The organism is Mycobacterium sp. 1465703.0 (assembly GCF_001672975.1).
GTDB lineage: Bacteria > Actinomycetota > Actinomycetes > Mycobacteriales > Mycobacteriaceae > Mycobacterium.
The window spans coordinates 25912-47356 of sequence record NZ_LZKU01000215.1; the positions used below are offsets into that span (position 1 = coordinate 25912).

18 protein-coding genes, 1 tRNA gene and 3 pseudogenes are annotated in these 21445 nt (G+C 66.2%); 15 read left to right on the forward strand and 7 right to left on the reverse strand.

Annotated elements, in window-relative coordinates; genetic code table 11:
• The first annotated feature begins 6 nt into the window (after nucleotides 1-6).
• From ybeY to A5625_RS30260, 5 genes and pseudogenes are all read left to right on the forward strand, one after another.
• Entirely contained in the window at nucleotides 7-540 is a 534-nt protein-coding gene (gene ybeY / locus A5625_RS20600; protein ID WP_066998233.1) for an rRNA maturation RNase YbeY, read from the forward strand.
• Nucleotides 537-1805, forward strand: coding sequence for a hypothetical protein (locus A5625_RS20605; RefSeq protein WP_066998235.1), 1269 nt, complete (start codon nucleotides 537-539; stop codon nucleotides 1803-1805). The genes ybeY and A5625_RS20605 overlap by 4 nt, the downstream gene beginning before the upstream one ends.
• Entirely contained in the window at nucleotides 1802-3112 is a 1311-nt protein-coding gene (locus A5625_RS20610; RefSeq protein ID WP_066998237.1) for a hemolysin family protein, read from the forward strand. Before A5625_RS20605 ends, A5625_RS20610 begins: the two co-directional genes overlap by 4 nt.
• Entirely contained in the window at nucleotides 3105-4004 is a 900-nt protein-coding gene (gene era / locus A5625_RS20615) for a GTPase Era (RefSeq protein WP_066998239.1), read from the forward strand. The genes A5625_RS20610 and era overlap by 8 nt, the downstream gene beginning before the upstream one ends.
• A 218-nt stretch (nucleotides 4005-4222) precedes the next feature.
• Nucleotides 4223-4339, forward strand: a pseudogene (locus tag A5625_RS30260) (oxidoreductase); the annotation flags it as partial.
• Nucleotides 4340-4429: 90 nt separating this feature from the next.
• Here A5625_RS30260 and A5625_RS20620 read toward each other — a convergent pair.
• Together A5625_RS20620 and A5625_RS20625 are read right to left on the reverse strand one after the other, a co-directional pair.
• Nucleotides 4430-5887, reverse strand: a complete 1458-nt coding sequence (locus A5625_RS20620; RefSeq protein ID WP_066998241.1) for an aminotransferase class I/II-fold pyridoxal phosphate-dependent enzyme — start codon at nucleotides 5885-5887, stop codon at nucleotides 4430-4432.
• 28 nt (nucleotides 5888-5915) lie between these two features.
• The gene (locus A5625_RS20625; protein WP_066998244.1) at nucleotides 5916-7385 is read right to left on the reverse strand and encodes an amidase; all 1470 of its coding nucleotides are present in this window, start codon (nucleotides 7383-7385) and stop codon (nucleotides 5916-5918) included.
• A 61-nt stretch (nucleotides 7386-7446) separates the two neighbouring features.
• Between A5625_RS20625 and recO the strand changes: the two genes are divergently transcribed.
• From recO to A5625_RS20640, 3 genes are read left to right on the forward strand one after another with little or no spacing between them, the layout of a single operon-like run.
• Complete coding sequence (recO, locus tag A5625_RS20630) at nucleotides 7447-8244, forward strand: DNA repair protein RecO (RefSeq protein WP_066998247.1); 798 nt, start codon at nucleotides 7447-7449, stop codon at nucleotides 8242-8244.
• Entirely contained in the window at nucleotides 8237-9154 is a 918-nt protein-coding gene (locus tag A5625_RS20635) for a decaprenyl diphosphate synthase (RefSeq protein ID WP_082984487.1), read from the forward strand. Before recO ends, A5625_RS20635 begins: the two co-directional genes overlap by 8 nt.
• The gene (locus A5625_RS20640) at nucleotides 9154-9582 is read left to right on the forward strand and encodes a hypothetical protein (RefSeq protein WP_066998250.1); all 429 of its coding nucleotides are present in this window, start codon (nucleotides 9154-9156) and stop codon (nucleotides 9580-9582) included. Before A5625_RS20635 ends, A5625_RS20640 begins: the two co-directional genes overlap by 1 nt.
• 3 nt (nucleotides 9583-9585) lie before the next feature.
• On the opposite strand, the gene A5625_RS20645 is transcribed toward A5625_RS20640, so the two are convergent.
• Both A5625_RS20645 and A5625_RS20650 read right to left on the reverse strand, forming a co-directional pair.
• A complete protein-coding gene (locus tag A5625_RS20645) occupies nucleotides 9586-9981 on the reverse strand; it encodes a Fur family transcriptional regulator (protein WP_066998253.1) in 396 nt (131 codons plus the stop codon).
• A gap of 49 nt (nucleotides 9982-10030) precedes the next feature.
• On the reverse strand, nucleotides 10031-10393 hold the full coding sequence (locus tag A5625_RS20650; RefSeq protein WP_369830029.1) for an ArsR/SmtB family transcription factor: 363 nt from the start codon (nucleotides 10391-10393) through the stop codon (nucleotides 10031-10033).
• 260 nt (nucleotides 10394-10653) lie between these two features.
• Between A5625_RS20650 and A5625_RS20655 the strand changes: the two genes are divergently transcribed.
• From A5625_RS20655 to A5625_RS30265, 3 genes and pseudogenes are all read left to right on the forward strand, one after another.
• Nucleotides 10654-12045: a glycine--tRNA ligase gene (locus A5625_RS20655; RefSeq protein WP_066998259.1), complete on the forward strand. Its 1392-nt coding sequence runs from the start codon at nucleotides 10654-10656 to the stop codon at nucleotides 12043-12045.
• A 252-nt stretch (nucleotides 12046-12297) separates the two neighbouring features.
• Nucleotides 12298-13527, forward strand: coding sequence for a PPE family protein (locus tag A5625_RS20660; RefSeq protein WP_066998262.1), 1230 nt, complete (start codon nucleotides 12298-12300; stop codon nucleotides 13525-13527).
• A gap of 503 nt (nucleotides 13528-14030) precedes the next feature.
• Nucleotides 14031-14190, forward strand: a pseudogene (locus A5625_RS30265) (hypothetical protein); the annotation flags it as partial.
• A gap of 177 nt (nucleotides 14191-14367) precedes the next feature.
• Here the strand turns inward: A5625_RS30265 and A5625_RS20670 are convergent.
• Complete coding sequence (locus A5625_RS20670; protein ID WP_066998267.1) at nucleotides 14368-16356, reverse strand: TPM domain-containing protein; 1989 nt, start codon at nucleotides 16354-16356, stop codon at nucleotides 14368-14370.
• 143 nt (nucleotides 16357-16499) lie between these two features.
• Between A5625_RS20670 and A5625_RS20675 the strand changes: the two genes are divergently transcribed.
• The 3 genes from A5625_RS20675 to dnaG all read left to right on the forward strand — a co-directional run bounded on the left by A5625_RS20675 (nucleotide 16500) and on the right by dnaG (nucleotide 20455).
• Nucleotides 16500-17765 carry a deoxyguanosinetriphosphate triphosphohydrolase gene (locus A5625_RS20675; protein WP_066998270.1) on the forward strand — a complete coding sequence of 422 codons (1266 nt, stop codon included), beginning with the start codon at nucleotides 16500-16502 and terminating at the stop codon, nucleotides 17763-17765.
• Nucleotides 17766-17831: 66 nt separating this feature from the next.
• Nucleotides 17832-18470 (forward strand): superoxide dismutase family protein, encoded by a 639-nt coding sequence (locus A5625_RS20680; RefSeq protein WP_156748409.1) that lies wholly within the window; start codon nucleotides 17832-17834, stop codon nucleotides 18468-18470.
• A gap of 29 nt (nucleotides 18471-18499) precedes the next feature.
• Entirely contained in the window at nucleotides 18500-20455 is a 1956-nt protein-coding gene (gene dnaG / locus A5625_RS20685; RefSeq protein WP_066998273.1) for a DNA primase, read from the forward strand.
• Here dnaG and A5625_RS20690 read toward each other — a convergent pair.
• Entirely contained in the window at nucleotides 20439-20717 is a 279-nt protein-coding gene (locus tag A5625_RS20690) for a hypothetical protein (protein ID WP_066998276.1), read from the reverse strand. The genes dnaG and A5625_RS20690 overlap by 17 nt on opposite strands.
• A 167-nt stretch (nucleotides 20718-20884) precedes the next feature.
• On the opposite strand from A5625_RS20690, the gene A5625_RS20695 reads away from it, so the two are divergent.
• Nucleotides 20885-20957: transfer RNA gene (locus tag A5625_RS20695), tRNA-Asn, on the forward strand.
• A gap of 46 nt (nucleotides 20958-21003) precedes the next feature.
• On the opposite strand, the pseudogene A5625_RS20700 reads toward A5625_RS20695, so the two are convergent.
• Nucleotides 21004-21445, reverse strand: a pseudogene (locus tag A5625_RS20700) (F420-dependent methylene-tetrahydromethanopterin reductase); the annotation flags it as partial.

A 21445-nucleotide genomic window follows, 5' to 3' on the forward strand; every position in this document is an offset into this window, starting at 1 on the left:
GGTTTTATGAGTATTGAGGTATCCAACGAGTCGGGTATCGACGTCTCTGAAGCCGAGCTGATCAGCGTCGCGCGGTTCGTCATCGCCAAGATGGACGTCAATCCGGCGGCCGAGCTGTCGATGGTGCTGTTGGACACCGCCGCGATGGCCGACCTGCACATGCGCTGGATGGACCTGCCCGGGCCCACCGACGTGATGAGCTTCCCGATGGACGAGCTCGAGCCCGGTGGGCGTCCGGACGCCCCCGAGCCCGGGCCCTCGATGCTGGGCGACATCGTGCTGTGCCCCGAATTCGCGGCCGGCCAGGCCGCCGCGGCGGGGCACAGCCTGGGGCACGAACTGGCCCTGCTGACCATCCACGGGGTACTCCATCTGATCGGCTACGACCACGGTGAGCCGGACGAGGAAAAAGAGATGTTCGCTCTGCAGGACCGGCTGCTCGAGGAGTGGGTCGCCGAGCAGGTCGAGGCCTACCACCAGGACCGCCAACAGGAGCGGGACCGTCGATTGCTCGACAAGTCAAGGTATTTCGACCATTGAGGCCACTCAGCATTCTGGCGGCAGCCGCCATCGCATTCGCACCGCTGGCGGTGTTGGTCACCACCACCGATTCGGTGGCGCAGGCGGCGCCGTGTGCGGGCGCGGGATCGAATCCGGTTGCCTGCCAGCACTGCATGTTCTACGTGAACGCCTACCACACCGCGAACGTGTGCAACGAGGATCACCGCGGGGTGGAGGGGCCACCGAGTAACGCGCCGACGCGGCCTCCGGAAGTTCCCATTCCGGTGTACGAGCCGCCTCCACTACCTGCCCCGCCGCAGGGCCCACTGGTCCTGCCGCCGCCCAACTCGGGTCAAACCATCCCGGTGCTGGAGATCCCTCCGCCGGGTCCGGACGCGCCACGTAACGCCCCGGTGGTGGCACCGCCGCGCGGGCTGGAGGCGCCGTCGCTGGCGATCGCGGCGGCCAAGGCCGCCCCGGTGACGCGCGTCGACCCGGCCAACCCGCCGAAGCCGCCGACCCAGGTCGATTTCAACCAGCAGGTGCAAAACGTCGTGAGCTCCCACCGGGATAACGTCGACATCCTGAAGATTGACGATCAGCGGTTCGTGCGGCCGCGGCACTGGGACTACCTCGACTACGACGACGCCTATCGCCGCCCGACCATCTACAACCCGCTCAATCAGCCGATCACGTTCCGCTACGTCTACAACGGCGCCGAACAGCAGGCGTACCTGCCGCGCGGCGCCCGAATGGTGCTCGATGCAGCGACAGTCGGCGTTGTCCCGTTCACCGCAGTGGGTGACAGCTATGTCGCGTCCGGCAGCTTCTACGGCGGCGGATCGATACCGCTGAACGGGTACAACGGCCCGCCCCCACCCGACTTCAAGCCCCCGGCGCCACCGAAGCTGTACGAGAACGTCACGGTGTTTGTCCCCGCCAAAGACGAGACCGTGGAAGTGGGCCACGTAGCGGTGGTGGGTCACGACGGGAGCCAACCGGCGGGCAGCCAGGACACGTTCCTGCTCGACGACTCCACCCTGGCCTGGGGACAGGTCGACAACTCCAGCAGCGCCCCCGCCCAGATCAGGGCGATCAAGACCCAGCCGTTGCCGCGCGTCGGGCCGACCGATGACGGCAGCTTCTTGGTGCTGCTTGCCGTTCACCACCAGGAACCGGGTCTGCCCCACCAAGCCGGATGGCTCTTGGCACTGCGCTACGGCGGATTTGCGGTGATCGTATGCGGGGTTGCCTGGCTACTCGCTCGCCGCAGCCGGACCATGGAGCAGAACGCTGACCAATGACCGGCTGGTCTGAACTGCTCGGTGCAATTGCACTGATCGTGCTCGGCGGATTGTTCGCGGCCATCGACGCGGCCATCAGCACGGTGTCGCTGGCCCGGGTTCAGGAATTGGTGCGCGACGAGCGTCCCGGCGCGGTGGCATTGTCCAAGGTGATGTCGGAGCGGCCCCGCTACATCAACCTGGTGGTGCTGCTGCGGATCACCTGCGAGATCACCGCGACCGTGCTGCTGGTGGTATTCCTCTACGACAACTTCGGACTGCGCTGGGGATTGTTCGGCGCGGCGGCGATCATGGTGGTGACCAGTTTCGTCGTCATGGGGGTGGGGCCGCGTACCCTCGGGCGTCAGAACGCCTATTCCATTGCGCTGACGACTGTCCTTCCACTGCAAGCGATCTCGTGGCTATTGATGCCGATCAGCCGATTGCTGGTGGTGCTGGGTAACGCGGTGACCCCCGGCCGGGGGTTGCGGAACGGGCCATTCGCCTCCGAGATCGAATTGCGCGAAGTCGTCGACCTGGCCCAGCAGCGCGGCGTGGTCGCCGCCGAAGAGCGCCGGATGATCCAGTCGGTCTTCGAACTCGGTGACACCCCGGCCCGCGAGGTGATGGTGCCGCGCACCGAGATGATCTGGATCGAAAGCGACAAGTTCGCCAGCCAGGCCATCAACCTGGCGGTTCGCAGCGGGCATTCGCGGATCCCGGTCATCGGCGAGAATGTCGACGACATCGTCGGAGTCGTCTACTTGAAAGACCTTGTCCAGCAGACAGTTTTGTCGGGCGACGGCGGCCGGACCCCGCAGGTGTCGCAGGTGATGCGGCCGGCCGTCTTCGTGCCGGACTCCAAGCCCTTGGACTCGCTGCTGCGGGAAATGCAGCGCGACCGCAACCACATGGCTTTGCTCGTAGACGAGTATGGCGCCATCGCCGGCCTGGTCAGTATCGAAGACGTGCTCGAAGAGATCGTCGGCGAGATCGCCGACGAGTACGACCAGGCGGAGACCGCGCCGATCGAAGACTTGGGCGACAAGCACTTCCGGGTGTCGGCGCGGTTACCGATCGAAGACCTGGGCGAGTTGTACGGCGTGGAGTTCGATGACGATCTCGACGTCGACACCGTCGGCGGCCTGCTCGCCCTGGAACTGGGCCGGGTACCGCTGCCGGGCGCGGAGGTGGTTTCACATGGTCTGCGGCTGCAGGCCGAAGGCGGCACCGATCACCGCGGCCGGGTCCGGATCGGCACCGTCCTGCTCAGCCCAATCCAGTCCGACCAGTCATCCGACGGCGAGGAACCCGACCAGCATGACTGAATTCCGTTCCGGCTTCGTGTGTTTGGTCGGTCGCCCCAACACCGGGAAATCGACGCTGACGAACGCGCTGGTGGGGACCAAGGTCGCGATCACCTCGATGCGGCCCCAGACCACCCGGCACACCATTCGCGGCATCGTGCACCGCGACGACTTCCAGATCATCCTGGTCGACACGCCGGGCCTGCACCGGCCGCGAACCCTGCTGGGCAAGCGGCTCAACGATCTGGTGCGCGACACCTACGCCGAAGTCGACGTGATCGGGCTGTGCATCCCGGCCGACGAAGCGATCGGTCCGGGAGACCGGTGGATCGTCGAGCAGATTCGCGCGACCGCACCGAAGACAACCCTGGTCGCCATCGTCACAAAGATCGACAAGACGCCCAAAGACAAGGTGGCCGCGCAGTTGGTGGCGGTCAGCGAACTGGTCGGCGACTCATCCGAGATCGTCCCGGTGTCGGCGGTGACCGGATCGCAAGTCGACATCCTGATCGATGTGCTGGCCGCGGCGCTGCCGCCCGGCCCGGCGTACTACCCCGACGGCGAACTGACCGACGAACCCGAAGAGGTTCTGATGGCCGAGCTCATCCGGGAGGCCGCTCTCGAGGGGGTTCGCGACGAGCTGCCGCATTCCTTGGCGGTCGTCATCGACGAGGTCAACCCGCGAGAGGATCGCGACGACCTGATCGACGTACACGCGCTGCTCTACGTCGAACGCGACAGCCAGAAGGGCATCATCATCGGCAAGGGTGGTGCCAGGCTGCGCGAGGTCGGGACCGCTGCGCGCGCCCAAATCGAAAAGCTGTTGGGCACAAAGGTTTACCTCGACCTGCGCGTCAAGGTGGCCAAAAACTGGCAGAGCGACCCCAAACAGCTTGGCCGGCTGGGCTTTTAGCACTGCCACCGGTGGGGTGGTCACCCGCTCGCTGTCGCCCGTCCCTGCGCCGCGTGTGGCCGACCAATAGGTCAGTTCCATGCGTGCTAGCGCCGGTGCTAGCGCACTTGGAAATGGCCACATGCCAGGCAGACGCTACGCAGCCGGCCGATGTGTTTGTTGGCGAACCGCTGGTGGCAGTCGGGTTTGGTCACCTTTGTGCCGCGTAGCCGCGCCCTATGAAACAACAACTCGCCCTAATGACGGGCGCGTCCAGCGGCATCGGATTCGAACCGGCCAAGCAGTTCGCCCAACATGGCTATGACCTGGTCGTCGCCGCCGAGGACGGCGCCATCACCGCGCTGATGCCTGGACCGACCGACACCAACTTCTTCGGCCGCGCCACGTTGGTAATCGGGTCATGTCCAAGCCGCGGGGCAAGTGCGTCAGGCGAGCACCCGAATCGTTCTCATCGACGGATCGGCAGCATCCGGGGTATTCATGCCGGCGCGCACCCCGGAACACAAGTAGTTCAGCACAGCATCATTGAGACGCTCACCGGGCACCACGGCGGGGATGCCGGGGGGATAGGGCGTCACCTGTTCGGCGGCAACCCGCCCGGCGGCCTGGTCGGTGGGCACCGCCTCCACTTGCCCGAAGAACGCGTCGCGGGGCAGACAGACTGTCTCCAATTGCAGCTCGTCGGGGGAGGGCAGGTCGATCTGTGGCGGGGGGTCGAAGTCGTCGGCCGCTTTGCGCCACGCCGTCAGCGCATCGGTGAGACGGCTCGCGGTGGTCTTGTCGTCCGCGAAGGACAGGGTGGCCAGAATGCGGCGATGATCGCTCATCCCGGTGTCGACGTGAGTGTTAGCGCGCAGCCAGTCGGCGGCCTGGTAGCCGGAGGTGCCCGTGTCGGATACATCCATCAATATCTGTAATCGGTCCAGGTCGTGGGATGCCTGCACTCCGAGTAACTCGTCGTCGAGCACCTCGACGCCCGGAAGGGTTTCGATGTCTGAGCGCAACTGATGCGCGAGATCCAGTGCAGCGCCGAGCAATTCGTGTCCCTGCTGGACCATCTGTCGCCGCCATCCGTCCATGGCCGAATACACCAAGACGTTGGGGCTGGTGGTCATCAGCAGATCCGCGCAGGCCGAAAGGCGATCCTGGTCGATACGGTCGCCCTGCACGTGGAACACCGAGCCTTGTTCGAATCCGGCGCCCATTTTGTGCACGCTCACCACGCAGACGTCGGCGCCGGCGTCCATCGCCCAGGTCGGCAGGTCGTCATGGAACGGCAGGTGCGCCCCCCAGGCTTCATCGATGATCAAGGGCTTGCCCCGCGCGTGGCACACGTCGGCGATTCCGGCGATGTCGGCGCAGGTGCCATACGGGCTGGGGCTCACGATGAGCGCACCGGCGGCGTCGGGATGCTTGTCCCACGCTTCTTCGACCTGCTGCGGTGACGGCGGATGGGAGAAATGGTGTTCGGCGTCCCAGCGGGGCGTGATCCACCGCGGTTGCACGCCGGAGAAGATCAGCCCCGCGACGATCGACTTGTGGCTGTCCCGGCTCACCAGCAGACCGCCGTCGCCACCGGCCACCGCCATCATCGCGGCCTTCACCGACAGAGAACTGCCGCACGTTGAGAACCACGCGATATCGGCACCAACGGCTTCAGCCATCAGGTCCTCTGCGCGCTTCAAATACTGATTGCTGGTTTTGCGGTCATCGAGTCCACCGCTCGCCAGCACGTCATCGAGGAACGGTTCGCGGCCAAGAACCTGCAGGACGCGGTTGTCGGTGCCGCGACCTTGGCGGTGGCCCGGCGGCGTGAATCCGTAGCGGTTCTTCGCCCGATAATCGGCCAGCGCATCGAGAAGGGGAGCCGTCGATTGGTCCATCGCGAACGAATACCCGAGTTGTCAGCGGCTAATTCGCGTCCGTGGTCTGGTCCCACCACGACTGCGGCTGTTCGTTCGCCCAGCCGCAGACGGCTTCCAGCTCGGCGGCCAGCGAGATCAGCATGCCTTCGCTGTTCTCCGGACCCATCAGCTGCACACCGATCGGTAAGCCGTCGGACGTGAAGCCCGCCGGAATATTGATCGATGGCCAGCCCAGGACGTTCCACGGGAAGGTCAGCGGGCACGCCGCAATCATGGCGCGGTCGGTGCCGAAGCCGCTCAACCGGTCGAAGGCGCGCGCCAGCGGTGGGGGCTGCGCCGTGGTGGGTGCCAGTACCACGTCGACGATGTCGAAGATCGATCCCACCCGCCGCTGGTCGGCCTCTTCGTGGCGGCGTGCGCTGCGCAGGAGCGCCTGTCCGAGGACAGCACCCGTGCGCAGGTTGGACACGGTGCGGGGGTCCAGCACGACGCCGTCGCCCAGCCGCTCTTCCCAATCCCGCAGGCCCGCGGTGGACCGGCAGAGAAAATCCCACGACAGCCGCATCCCGTAGTCGGGGTTGCCGGGCTCCACGGTATGGCCGAGCAGTTCGAGCTGTTTACCGACCGCTCGGGTCGCGGCCAGGATCTCCGGGTGCAGTTTGGGCCGGAAACCGGTAAAGGGAAACCGGGTGGACAGCGCGATATTCAGTGGTCCGGGCGCTATCCCGACGTAGTCGGAGGCGGTAATCGGGGGCGGCTGGTGCCGGTCTCCCTCGACGTTGCCGGACGCGGCGTCGAGCACCAATGCCGCATCGGCGACGGTCCGGGCCAGTACGCCGTTGACCGTAATGCCGTTGAACGCCTCCGGCAACGGCCAGGTCGAGATGCGTCCACGCTGCGGCTTGATGCCCACCAGGTGCGTCCACGCCGCGGGGATGCGGATGCTGCCGGCACCGTCGGAGCCGATGGCGGCGCTGACCAGGCCGGCCGCCACCGCCGCGGCACTGCCGCCCGACGATCCGCCCGGGGTGTGCCTGCGCGACCACGGGTTGCGGGTGTGCCCGAAACCGGGCCCGCTGGTGAACGGCCATTGGCCGAGCTCGCAGGTGTTGGTCTTGCCGACGATCACCGCGCCGGCCGCCTTGAGTCTGCGCACCACCTCGGCGTCGTGCAGCGCGGGCGGCACCGACCCTTCGGTGCCGAAAGCGGTGGGCACCCCAGCAACGTCGACATCGTCTTTCACGGCGATCGGAATGCCCAGCAGCGGGGCGGTGTCCCCGGCCGCGCGCCGCCGATCGGCCTCGGCCGCGTCGGCCAGCGCCGACTCGGTGAGCACCACCCGGAAGGCGTTGAGCGTGGGCTGACTGGCATGGATGGCGTGCAGGGAGCGACCCACCAATGTGGTGGACGTCACCGAGCGGCTGGCCAGCTGATAAAGCAGGTCAGTGAGTGTGGGCAGGCGCCGGTGGCCGGATCCGGAAATGGATCCGGGACCCAACCCAGAAGCGCCAATCACGGGGTACGAGACTAACGGCGCGGATACCCATAATGTCGCGGCGGGGTGCAAAACTATTGTGATGCGGCTATACCGAGACCGAGCTGTTGTGCTGCGCCAGCACAAGCTCGGCGAAGCCGACCGGATCGTCACCTTGCTCACCCGTGATCACGGGCTGGTCCGCGCGGTGGCCAAGGGCGTGCGCCGCACTCGCAGCAAATTCGGCGCGCGACTGGAGCCGTTCGCGCATATCGACGCGCAACTGCATCCCGGCCGCAACCTCGACATCGTCACCCAGGTCGTCTCGATTGACGCGTTCGCCACCGACATCGTCAACGACTACGGCCGTTACACCTGCGGATGCGCCATGCTGGAAACCGCCGAGCGCCTCGCCGGTGAGGAGCGCGCACCCGCCCCCGCCCTGCACCGGCTGACGGTGAGCGCGTTACGGGCGGTGGCCGATGGCCGCCGGTCCCGGGACCTACTGCTGGACGCCTACCTGCTGCGTGCGATGGGCATTGCCGGATGGGCGCCGGCGCTGGGCGAGTGCGCCCGTTGCGCCACACCCGGTCCGCATCGCGCGTTTCATGTCGGCGCCGGCGGCAGCGTCTGCCCACACTGTCGCCCGGCCGGTTCGACGACACCGCCGCCGGGGGTGCTGGATCTGATGTCCGCGCTCCATGACGGCGATTGGGACTTCGCTGAAAAGTCGCCGCAATCGCACCGCAACTACGTCAGCGGTCTGGTGGCCGCGCATCTGCAGTGGCATTTGGAGCGGCAGCTCAAGACGTTGCCGCTCGTAGAACGGACATATCGCGTCGACCGCACCATCGCCGATCAGCGGGCAGCGCTGATCGGGCAGGATATGGATTGTGGCTAAACTCTGGGCCGGCGGGGATAGCCGGAAGGCTGAGCGCGCCACGGCGTCAGCCGATTTCCCGCAGCTGCCCCCCGCGCCCGAGGACTATCCGGTGTTTCCCGACAAGTCGACCTGGCCGGTCGTCTTTCCGGAGTTGCCGCCGTCCGCCGACGGCGGCCCGTGCCGGCCGCCGCAGCACATCTCCAAGGCGGCCGCACCCAAGATCGAGGCCGATCGATTGCCCAATCATGTGGCCATCGTGATGGACGGCAATGGTCGTTGGGCCACCCAACAGGGATTAACGCGTACCGACGGCCATAAGGCGGGCGAGGCGGTTGTCATCGACATCGTCTGTGGTGCAATTGAACTCGGCATCAAATGGCTCAGCCTCTATGCCTTCTCCACCGAAAACTGGAAGCGTTCCCCCGAGGAGGTCCGCTTCCTGATGGGATTCAATCGCGACGTGGTGCGCATGCGCCGGGTGAACCTGAAGACGATCGGAGTCAAGATCCGATGGGTGGGTTCGCGGCCGCGCCTGTGGCGTAGCGTGATCAATGAACTCGCGATTGCCGAAGACATGACCAAGGACAACGACGTCATCACCGTCAATTACTGCGTCAACTACGGCGGCCGAGCCGAAATCGCGGACGCCACAAAGGAAATCGCGCGGTTGGCCGCTGCCGGCCGACTAAATCCGGAACGCATCACCGAGTCGACCGTGGCGCATCACCTGCAGCGGCCTGACATCCCGGACGTGGATCTGTTCTTACGGACGTCGGGGGAGCAGCGGTCCAGTAATTTCATGCTGTGGCAGGCCGCGTACGCCGAGTACATCTTCCAAGACAAGTTGTGGCCCGACTACGACCGCCGCGACTTGTGGGCGGCCTGTGAGGAATACGCTTCCCGCAACCGCAGATTCGGGAGCGCATAATGCCTTCGCTGCAGGCGCGCCTGGCCTCGATACTCGGCGAAGTCCTTCCGCTTGAGGAGGAGGCCGACGGCGCGGTGACGGTGCGCCATGACGGCACCATCGCCTCGTTGCGGGTGGTGAACATCACCGAGGGGCTGGATTTGATTTCGCTGACCCAGATATTGGCGTGGGATCTGCCGCTGACCAAAAAGCTCATCGAGCAAGTGGCCAAGCAGGCCCGGGACAGCAATTTCGGCAGTGTGAGCCTGATCGAGAAGATCAATGAGAAAGCGGTGCAACGTAATTCGGGTAGAAGCGCGGCAAAAATCGCCGACGTGATGTTGCGCTATAACTTCCCGGGCGGCGGCCTGACCGACGACGCCCTGCGGACCTTGATCCTGTTGGTGCTGGACACCGGCGCCGAAATACGTCGCACGCTCACGACGTAATCGCTAGCGGCCCTTGCAATCTGAACAGGTGCCGAAGATTTCGATGGTGTGGCTGACGTCGGAGAAGCCATGTTTGGCGGCCACTTCGGCCGCCCACTCCTCGACTTCGTGATCGCCCACTTCGATGGTGGCACCGCAACTGCGGCAAACCAGATGGTGGTGATGGTGCTCCGAACACCGGCGATAGACCGATTCGCCGGTGTCGGTACGCAGCGTGTCGACCATTCCTGCCGCGGCCATTGACTGCAGCGTGCGGTACACGGTGGTCAAGCCGATGTTCTCGCCGCGGCGGCGCAGCTCGTCGTGCAACTCCTGGGCCGAGCGGAATTCGTCGAGCGTCTCCAGCAACGTGGAGATCGCGGCGCGCTGACGAGTGGAGCGGACACTCGCTCCGCTCATGGGCGCGGCTCCTTCTCAGCGCTACGCGCTGCATCATCGCCGACGCGGCTCATGGGCGCGGCTCCTCACTGGCGTGCGCGACGGCATCCACCACGATGTGCGCGAGGTGGTGATCAGCGAGCCGGTAGAGCACTTCGCGCCCGGATCGCTCCCCGGTGACCACCCCGGCCGCCTTCAAAATCTTCAGGTGCTGGCTGACCAGCGGCTGGGGCACCCCCAGCGCATCCACCAGTTCGTGCACGCAGCGGTGCGACTCGCGCAATTGCAGCACGATGGCGATTCGGACCGGCGCGGCCAGCGCCCGCAACAACTCACCGGCGGCATCAAGGATGTCCCGCGGCGGGGGCACCGGGTATGCGGCCGCTCCGGAGTGCCCGGTGCCGCCGAGCGCGTCGTGGTCGTGGGCGACCATGCTCAGCTCCGATCCCATACCGTCGTCGGCGGTCGGTATCGAGGGAGAAGGCGACGGAGACGTCATCATGGGAGCGGCATCACCTCGAGAAGTGGCAGGTAGTGGGAAAGTTTGCGCCATTGAACATCGTTGTCGGCTGTCCTCCACTGTCACATGCATGATGACGCATGTCAAAGACGCGGGCGCCGATCGCTACCATGACTGATGCTCTGCGCACGGCGGCCGATTCCCGCGCGTGCCCGCCCAGACCCGGAAAGGGAGTGCACCACCCCGTGGCGTCCGTCATCGACACCGTAGTGAACCTGGCCAAACGGCGCGGCTTCGTCTTTCCCTCGGGGGAGATCTACGGCGGCACCCGGTCGGCGTGGGACTACGGCCCGCTGGGCGTGGAGTTCAAAGAGAACATCAAACGGCAATGGTGGCGCACGGTGGTCACCGGTCGCGACGACGTCGTCGGCCTGGATTCGTCGATCATCCTGCCGCGGCAGGTGTGGGTGGCCTCCGGCCACGTCGAGGTCTTCCACGACCCGCTGGTCGAATCGTTGATCACCCACAAGCGCTATCGCGCCGACCACCTCATCGAGGCGTACGAAGCCAAACACGGACACCCGCCGCCCAATGGGCTGGCCGACATCCGCGACCCGGACACCGGCGAACCCGGCCGCTGGACCGAGCCGCGCGAATTCAACATGATGCTCAAGACCTACCTGGGTCCGATCGAGACCGAGGAGGGCTTGCACTATCTGCGTCCGGAGACCGCGCAGGGCATCTTCGTCAACTTCGCAAACGTGGTGACGACCGCCCGCAAGAAGCCGCCGTTCGGCATCGGTCAGATCGGCAAGAGTTTCCGCAACGAGATCACCCCGGGCAACTTCATTTTCCGGACCCGCGAGTTCGAACAAATGGAAATGGAGTTTTTCGTCGAGCCCTCGACGGCGAAGGAATGGCATCAGTACTGGATCGACACCCGGCTGCAATGGTATGTCGAGCTGGGCATCAATCCAGAGAACTTGCGGTTATTCGAGCACCCGCCAGACAAGCTGTCGCACTACTCCGACCGGACCGTCGATATCGAGTACAAGTTCGGTTTCGCCGGAAACCCGTGGGGTGAGCTGGAAGGTGTGGCCAACCGCACCGATTTCGACTTGTCGACGCATGCAAAGCATTCCGGGGTCGATCTGTCGTTCTACGACCAGGTCACCGACACCCGGTACACCCCATACGTCATCGAACCGGCGGCCGGCCTGACCCGGTCCTTCATGGCGTTCTTGATCGACGCCTACATGGAGGACGAAGCCCCGAACGCCAAGGGCAAGATGGAAAAACGCACGGTTCTGCGTCTAGACCCGCGGCTGGCTCCGGTCAAGGCAGCGGTGCTGCCGCTGTCCCGGCACACCGACTTGAGCCCCAAGGCGCGAGACTTGGCAGCCGAGTTGCGCAAATTCTGGAACATCGATTTCGATGACGCCGGCGCCATCGGGCGACGTTATCGGCGCCAGGACGAGATTGGCACGCCGTTCTGCGTGACGGTGGATTTCGAGTCACTCGAGGACGATGCCGTGACTGTGCGTCGGCGCGACGACATGTCCCAGGACCGAGTCGCGATCAATGCGGTGGCCGATTATCTGGCGGCGCGGCTCAAGGGCTGTTAATCGGCTACTTGTCAGGCCTCTTGGAGAGTGCCTGTCCCGCTGCGCCTAAGCACCTCTCGTCGATGGCCGGGGCGACGATACGCCGGCGCTGATGCCGCATTCTGCGAAATAAGGTTTGCTTAAAAGTCCGCTTTTCGCGCTGGGGTACCTTAGGATCCCCGGTGGGGCATAAATAGATAGCTAATGGCCGCGGGCGGACGTCTGGCCGTCCGCGGCGGAGCCGTTAACTCGGCGGGTTGGTTGGGGTTGCGCATGATTCCCGCGTTTGTGTTCTTCCCTCCTGAAATCAACTCCGCCTTGATATCTGGCGGTCCGGGGGCCGGCCCCTTGTTCGAGGCGGCTTCGGCATGGGATGGGCTGGCGGTTGAGCTGTCGTCCTCGGCCTCGTCATTTCACACCGTGGTGTCGGATTTGGCCGGTGGCGCCTGGTTGGGGCCATCGTCGATGTCGATGACGGCGGCCGCGGCCCCCTATGTGCAATGGCTGATCATCGCGGCGGCGCAAGCAGAGGTGGCGGCTTTGCAGGCCCGGCTGGCGGCGCTCGCCTTCGAGGGGGCGGTGGTGGCGACGGTGCCGCTGCCGCAGGTGTTGGCGAATCGGGCCCGGCTGCTCGTCTTGATCGCGACGAACTTCTTGGGCCAGAACACGGCGGCGATCGCACAGACCGAGCTCGAGTACGTCGAAATGTGGGCGCAGGATGTGGCCGCGATGCTGGGCTATCACGCCGGGGCGCAATCGGTCGTAGAGACTTTGCCGTCGTTCAGCGTGCCACCCGCGGCCCTGGGCGGTAGCGCACCGTCCGCGGGGTTGGCGGGCCTGGCTGGATTGGTGACCGCACCCCTGAGCTTCGCGTCGCAGTTCTTACAGGGGTTGGCCTCGCTGGGAACCACTTTCGCTTCCGAGCTGCAGTCGGTGTTCTCGGCGCTCCCGCCCGCCCTCTCGTCGCTGACGTCATTGATTTCGTCGACACCGGTGGCGACATTGACTACCGTCGCCCAGGCCGGAATGTACCCGGCCACCGCGCTGATGACGCCCATGGCGACGCTCGCCCACAGCGCCGGCCCGTCGGCGGCGCCCCCGGCGGCACCGGCTCATGCACCGGCGTTGGTCGGTGCCGCCGGCGCGCCCGTCGCTGCGCCCCATAGCGCGCCCAGCGTTCTATCGGACTTGCCGCCGTTGGCCGGCGGAGGGTTGGGCGCCCTGGGCGTTGCGACGGCCGGCTTGGGTAGCGCGCGGTTCGTCGGGGCGATGTCGGTGCCCGCGACGTGGCAAGGGGCCATGCCGGCCTATATCGCGACCCCTGCGATGTCGGGCGTGGGCGGCGGGGCGCCGGCCACCACCGCGGCCGGCGGGTCGAGCAGTAACGTGCCGGTGACAGCGATGCCGGTGGGCGACAAGAAGCCCGAGGGCGAGGACCGCGGGACCAAGGCAGAAGTGGTGCGGTCTCGTCCTAAGGTGGTGCCGCGCAACCGTCCGGGATAGAGCGGCGGGGCGGCTGTTGCAGACGTTAATAGTGTGCAAAACGCCGAGGAATCAATGCTTTTGGTTATGCGTGCTTAGCGGCTAACCGGTGCCGTATCCGTAACGGGAATTCGAATGATGCGTGTTGTAAAAACTCACGCGACCGGTCTACTTGCTCATCGTGCTTGCCGGGCGCGAACCGAATGCCGGCACCGGCCCGAAAACACCGTTGCGCCCCTCGGTTCCATGGCTTGCTAAACCCTTGCGCGGCAATAACTTTGCGCCAAGTCGATCCGACGACTCGGGCCTCCGGTCGGGAAGCACTTTGCTTCGCCCATGCGGATGGCGATACTCGGCGGCTGTCATCGCCAAACTGCGCGGCGGCCGTTGTTCTGCACACGCTCGAAGAGGAAAGATTGGCAATTCCCGCAGATTTTCTTCGGTTTGTCTTACCATATGACCGGTTGATGCATTAAGTTCGCCACAGCGCCCGAACGCTCTATTGGCTGTGGAAGGGGGCAGGGGTGCTTTTGCCTCTTGGTTCGCCGTTGCCGGACGACACGGTATCGGCAGTTCGAGGTGAGTCCGGCATGCTCGGTGGCTTGTCGGTCCCACTCTTATGGGGTGTGGTCGTTCCGCCGGATGACTACGACCACTGGGCGCCGAAGGCGGAAGCCGGCGCCGAGGCCCCCGAAGAGATGCCTGACCTTCCGCGCCCTACAGCGGTTGCCGACGGCGGGTGGAGCGGTTGGGAAGGCGATCCGGTGTCACGGGCGCCGGGCGTCATACCGCATTCCCCGGCGGCCGGCTAGACCGGTAATACCTGAAGCCGCTGCGAATTGCCGATGTTGGCCTCGCGGCTCAGAATCGACCGCCACCACCCATGAAATCGCCGCCCGACCAGCTCGGGCTCCCGCCGAACGAGGTGGGACTCCAGCCGCCGAAGCCGCCCCGCATGCCTCCGCTGAGCAGGTCACCGATGATGATGCCGCCGAGCATCGCACCCATGTCACTGCCGCCCCGGCGACCGTAGGCCCGCTGCGCTGATTGCACGTCGTCGTTGGCCAGCGACTGCGCGGTGGCGGCCAACGTCGACGCCGCATGGGCGTGGGCGACCGCCTCAGCTGGGTGCGTCGATCGTTTGTCTTCAGCGGCCTGCAGGTGCCGTTTGGCTTCGGCCAGCCGGGTGCGCGCTTCCGGCCCGATGCTGCCCCGGCGCGTGTCGATGTAGTCGGACACCGCCCGCACCCGCGACTGCGCGGTGAACAACGCCTGCTCCAATGACCGGTTCAGCTGCTCGGCGGCGGCCTGCTCCTGGGCCGTGGTGGCCAGCAACCCGTTGAGCGCGGCGTCGGCCTTGGTCAGTTGTCCGAACGCGCCCAGCGGATCGTCGGAAGCCCCGGCCCGTGCGCTCTCGACGGCCCGGATCGCCGCGTCGCGGGCGGCGCGCAGGTCACTGGTGTGAGCGGTTTTGGCGTTCTGGGTTTTTCGCAGCAGTTCGTCGGCGCGCTGGATGTCGTTCTGGATGTCGGTCATCGCCGACGGCAGCCGGTCGATGGCGTGCTGTATGTCGTTGGCCGCGTTGTCCACCGCGTCGAGCAACGCGCGCGCTTGGCCGAGCGCTGATTCGGCGGCATGGACGGCATCGACCAAATAGGTTTGTTGTCCGCTGACAGCTTGAGCGGCAAGTTCACGGCCGCTGGCGATGTTGCGGTCGGCGAACTCCAGCCGTTCCTTGGCCGACGAGACGTTGCCGGACACCGACGTCAATGCTGCAGCGCTGAAGTCGTTGTACAGCATGGCAAGTCGTTGTTCGCCTGGGGCTATGCGGCTGGTGAGTTCCACGTACTGCTGCGTCAACGAGTCCAGCTTGGTGGGGGCGTTGATCACCAGGTCGCGCAACTTCTCGAATGCCTCGGTTTGTGACTCGAGTTCGCGGTCGGCACGCGCCGCCGAGACGATCACCTGGGTGAGCAACTCTCGGCGCTGCGCCGGCGTCTCGGGTATGGCGTCGTCGAGTTGTTGCCGGACGTTAAATGCCTGGGACAGAGCCGCTTTCGCGTTGGTGACGGCGCGGGTGAAGGGCTGGGTCCGGTCCTGGCCGAACTCTGCGACCGCCAGGTCCAGTTCATTGGCGCTGGTGCGTACTGCATTGTCGACGTCCACCACCAGTTCACGGGACAGGTCGTCGAGTGTCTGCGGCGACACGGCGGCCAGCGCGTTGACGTCGGTAGGGTCGAGCCGCCGTGCCGCGGCCAGCCCCGCGGCGCGGCGGCGCCGCCCGCGATAACGCATGACCAGCAACAGGATTGCCAACGCGACGAGAACGCCCGCCAGTACGACCAGCAGTGCTACCCGACCCGACGCACTGGGCGAGGCGTCGAGTCCGGTGGCCGCCGCCACGGCAGCACCGCTCCAATCGCCGTTGTGCAGCGCGGGCTCGATCTTGTTGCGCCGCAACGTATCGATCTGACGTGCGTTGACACTTTTGATCGTGGACGGCACCAGGAAGGCGTATTCACGGCTGGCGGTGCCAACGGCCAGCAGCGCGTCGTAGGGGCCCAGGTCGCTGCCGCGCATGGTGCGTTGTGCCCACCCCGCCGGGGTTTGCCCGGAGAAGTTGTCGACGTAGACCACCCACAGCCGGATGTGGCGGTCGGTGTACAGCTTGTTCAGGGCGGACGTCACCGCGCTGCGACCGGAATCCGAGAGGGCGCCCGCATTGTCAGTGATGTAGTCGGTCAACCGGAACGGTGGTTGCGCGTCGGCGGGCGGCGCCAACAGCAGCCCGCCACCGAAGGCGACCGTGAGGACCGTCGCAATCGCGGCGATCAGGCGAGCGATGCGCATAGGGCCAATCTAGCCCCGCGCGTTGTCGGCCAGTAGGGCTGAGGAGGACCGACGTATCGGGTGAGCGGTCCGGTCCACAACACATCCAGTCGGCCTGAGTCGAGCCGGACTTCGGCAGGCATTCCCTGGCAGACTGTGCGTCGGTGACGCGGAATCAGCACGACCCATACGAGGACTTCGACCGTCAGCGACGGGTGGCCGAAGCGTCCAAGACTGCGGGTCTGCCGGGTACCGAAGGTCAGCACCGCACCGATTTCGCGCGGGATCGTGCCCGCGTCCTGCACAGCGCCGCATTGCGCCGATTGGCCGACAAGACCCAGGTGGTCGGACCCCGTGAGGGTGACACGCCGCGCACCCGGCTGACGCACTCGCTCGAGGTCGCCCAGATCGGGCGGGGAATGGCGATAGGGCTGGGCTGCGACCCCGATCTGGTCGAGCTGGCGGGATTGGCCCACGACATCGGCCACCCGCCCTACGGCCACAACGGCGAACGCGCGCTCGACGAGGTGGCCGCGGACTACGGCGGCTTCGAGGGTAATGCCCAGAACTTTCGAATCCTGACCAGCCTTGAGCCCAAAGTGCTTGACGCACAAGGCAACAGCGCGGGGCTGAATTTGACTCGCGCGTCCTTGGACGCGGTGACCAAATATCCGTGGCCGCGCGGCGAAGGTAAACGGAAATTCGGGTTCTACGACGACGACCGCGATCCGGCCGCCTGGGTTCGAGCCGGTGCGCCGGAAGGCCGGATGTGCCTGGAAGCACAGGTTATGGACTGGGCTGACGATGTGGCGTATTCGGTGCACGACGTCGAGGACGGCGTGGTGTCGCAACGCATCGATCTGCGGGTGCTCGCCGATGACGATGATGCCGCGGCTCTGGCAAAACTGGGCGAGAGCGAATTCTCCCGGGTACGTGCAGACGATTTCCTGGCAGCCGCACGACGGCTCTCCGGTCTACCGGTGGTCGCCGCCGTCGGCAAATACGACGCCACGCTGGCGGCCTCGGTCGCGCTCAAGCGGTTGACCAGTGAGCTGGTGGGCAGGTTCGCCTCGGCCGCCATTGCCACCACCCGCGCGGCGGCCGGTCCCGGACCACTGGTGCGCTACCGGGCCGAACTGCAGGTTCCCGACCTGGTGCGCGCCGAGGTCGCCTTGCTGAAAATCCTGGCGTTGCAGTTCATCATGTCCGATCCGCGACATCTGGAAACCCAGGCCAGGCAGCGCGCCCGCATCCACCGGGTGGCGCACTGGCTGTATGCCGGCGCGCCCCGAACGCTCGATCCGGTCTTTGCAGCGGCCTTCAACACCGCGGCCTCGGACGGCGCCCGATGGCGCGTCATCGTCGATCAGATCGCCTCGTACACCGAGGGGCGGCTGGAACGGATCGACTCCCGCCAGGCCGGTCCCTAGTGGCCGGCTGGAATTAAGCCCTGCGCCTGCGAACCAGTGTGGCCGTCGCGAGTTAGGCTGCCGGGCATGATGAAATTCAGCGGCTCGCCTTGCATGGCGGCCCTCTTGATGGGGCTGCCCGTCGTCGCCATGACTGCCTGCAGTTCACCGCAGCATGCAAGCACCCAACCGGGCACCACCCCTCCCGCGAAGAGCGCCGCGCCGACGTCGCCCGGCGAGACCACGACCCCGGCACCCGGCGGGGCGAACCCGGCACCCGGCGGCAACTCACTCAGCGCGGAACTGAGGACGCCCGATGGCCGCTCGGCGGCCACCGCGACCTTCGACTTCACCGGCGGCTATGTCACCGTCACCGTGAAGACGGTGGCACCCGGCATCCTGACGCCGGGCATCCACGGTCTGCACGTACACCAGATCGGCAAGTGCGAGCCGAACTCGACGGCCCCCAGCGGCGGTGCACCCGGCAACTTCCTGTCCGCCGGTGATCACTACCAGGCCCCCGGCCATACCGGTAAGCCGGAAAGTGGCGATCTGGCCTCGCTCCAGGTCCGTCAGGACGGTTCGGGGTACTTGGTCACCACCACCGATTCGTTCACCCGGGACGATCTGCTGGCGGGTAACAAGACTGCGCTGATGCTGCACGGCGCCCAGGACACCGAAAACGCCATGGACCGGGTCGCCTGCGGTGTCATCGGTACCGGCTAGCTTTCACTGTCGCGCCTTACACTGAGCCGATGTCCAGCCCGGCAGGTTCACGCGCGGAGGGCGATGGCCGCGCCCGGGGCCGCGGCCGGATTCCCGATCGCGACATCGCCGCCATCCGCGAACGGGTGCGTATCGACGAAGTCATCGGCGATTACGTCCAATTGCGGCGCGCGGGTGCCGATTCGCTCAAGGGCCTGTGCCCGTTCCACGACGAGAAGTCGCCGTCGTTTCACGTCCGCCCCAACCACGGCCACTTTCACTGCTTCGGCTGTGGCGAAGGCGGCGACGTGTACGCGTTCATCCAGAAGATCGAACACGTCACGTTCGTCGAAGCGGTCGAACTGCTCGCCGACCGGATCGGCCACACCATCAACTATTCCGGCCCGGCGACCAGCGTGCAGCGCGACCGCGGTAGTCGCAGCCGGCTGGTCGCCGCCAACGCGGCCGCGGCGGAGTTCTACGCGGCGGCACTGGAGTCGGCCGAGGCCGCACCGGCCCGCCAGTATCTGACCGAGCGGAACTTCGATGCCGAGGCGGCCCGTCACTTCGGTTGCGGATTCGCACCCTCAGGCTGGGACTCGCTGACAAAACACTTGGTGCGCAAAGGTTTTGAGTTCAAAGAATTGGAAGCGGCCGGGCTGTCGCGGCAGGGCCGCCGCGGTCCGATGGACCGCTTCCATCGCCGGTTGTTGTGGCCCATCCGCAGTTCGGCCGGCGAGGTGATCGGTTTCGGTGCCCGACGGCTGTTCGACGACGATCCGATGGAAGCCAAGTACATCAACACGCCCGAGACGTTGCTGTACAAGAAGTCGGCGGTGATGTTCGGCATCGACTTGGCCAAACGTGACATCGCCAAGGGACACCAGGCCGTCGTCGTCGAGGGCTACACCGACGTGATGGCGATGCATCTAAGCGGGGTCACCACCGCCGTCGCATCGTGCGGCACCGCGTTCGGCGACGAGCATCTGTCGATGCTGCGCCGACTGATGATGGACGACAGTTTCTTTCGCGGCGAACTGATCTATGTTTTCGACGGCGACGCTGCCGGGCGCGCCGCCGCCCTCAAGGCTTTCGGCGGTGAACAGAATCTGGCCGGGCAGTCCTTCGTGGCGGTCGCCCCGGACGGGATGGATCCCTGCGATTTGCGGCTGAAGTCCGGCGACGGCGCGCTACGTGATCTGGTGGCTCGGCGAACACCGCTGTTCGAGTTCGCGATCCGTTCGGCGCTCGCCGAGATGGACCTGGACAGCGCCGAGGGCCGGGTGGGCGCGCTGCGCCGCTGCGTACCCATGGTGGGTCAGATCAAGGACCCCACGCTGCGCGATGAGTACGCCCGCCAGCTCGCCGGCTGGGTCGGCTGGGACGACGTCGCACAGGTCATCGACCGGGTGCGCAGCCAGTCCAAGAGCTCCAACAGCCAGGCCCGCAGCGGCTCTACCGCCAAGGCTGCGCGCCGCGGGACGCAGCAGGTCCCCGCCGCGGCCCAGCCTGCCGCCAATCGTCCCGATCCACGTGATCCCACGCTGTGGCCCCAGCGGGAGGCGCTCAAGGCGGCCTTGCAGTACCCGGCGTTCGCGGGACCGGTGTTCGACACGCTGACCGTCGAGAGCTTCACTCATCCCGGGTACGCGGCCATCCGCGCGGCCATCGAGACCGCCGGGGGCACCTCGAGCGGGGTCACCGGCGCGCAATGGATCGAGGCGGTGCGTGATCAGGCCGCCGCGCCGCTGACCGCGAGCCTGGTCAGCGAGCTGGGTGTGGAGGCCATCCAGGTCGATGAGGAGAAACTGCCGCGCTACATCGGCGGTGTCCTGGCCCGCCTCCAAGAGGTGTGGATGGGCCGGCAGATCGCCGAGGTGAAGTCGAAGTTGCAGCGTATGTCGCCGATCGACCAGGGCGACGAGTATCACGCCCTATTCGGCGACCTGGTGGCGATGGAGTCGTACCGGCGCAGCCTGTTGGAGCAGGCTAGCGGCGACGATTAGACGGCGTCAGCGCGTCGTCGACCGACCGCTCGACGTCGCGTTCCATAATGGCCGTTTGATCGTCGATCTCCGCCAGCGTGACGAAACCAGCGTCGGGGGAGATCCGATTCGCGATCTTGCGGCGGCCCCCTTCGATCATCGATTTGGCCACCGGACTGCTGGTCAGCGCGCGATACGTGCCGACAAGCTGCTCGTATCGGCGCCGCCCGGCTTTCGAGCCCAGCACGTAACCCAGTCCAAGCACCACGACATACCGGATCAAAAGTGTCCTCCCGACTATCGATGGCTCCATCCTGCCTCACCGCCCGGTGCTCCGCTGCGCCCGGCGGTGCCGCGCTCGCGACCGCGACGAACCCGAGGGTGGCGGTGGTCCACGCTAGTTGGGTGCGGTCGTGCCAGTACGCTAGAGTCGTCCCGCGATCGGGTTAGTCCCCTGTAGCTCAATTGGCAGAGCATTCGGCTGTTAACCGAAGGGTTCCTGGTTCGAGTCCAGGCGGGGGAGCAGTTTTCTCCCTATCTCGGTGGCGGGCGCTCGACCCGCCGAGCGATCAACCTGTGGCGCGACGGCCTTCGAAGTTGCCGACGCCGCCCGGATGCCCCGTCTGCCCCGGCGTGCGGGATAAGCCCAGATGCTCGCGCAATGTGTGGCCGCGGTATTCGGTGCGGAAGCTACCGCGCTCTTGCAGCAGCGGAACCACCTTGTCGACGAATTCATCGAGGCCGTGCGGCGTCAGGTGCGGTACCAGGATGAAGCCGTCGCAGGCATCCGACTGCACGTAGCGATCGATCTCCGCGGCGACCTGGCCCGGAGTTCCGACGAACTGCTGGCGGCTGGTCACCTCGATGATCAGCTCGCGGATCGACAGGTTTTCGGCCTCCGCCCGGGCCCGCCAGGTCACGGCGACCGTCTTGGGGTCGCCGTGCCGGACCCGCCCTCGGGTGATGTTCGGATTCTCGACGGGGTCGACGTCGGGCAGCGGCCCGTCGGGA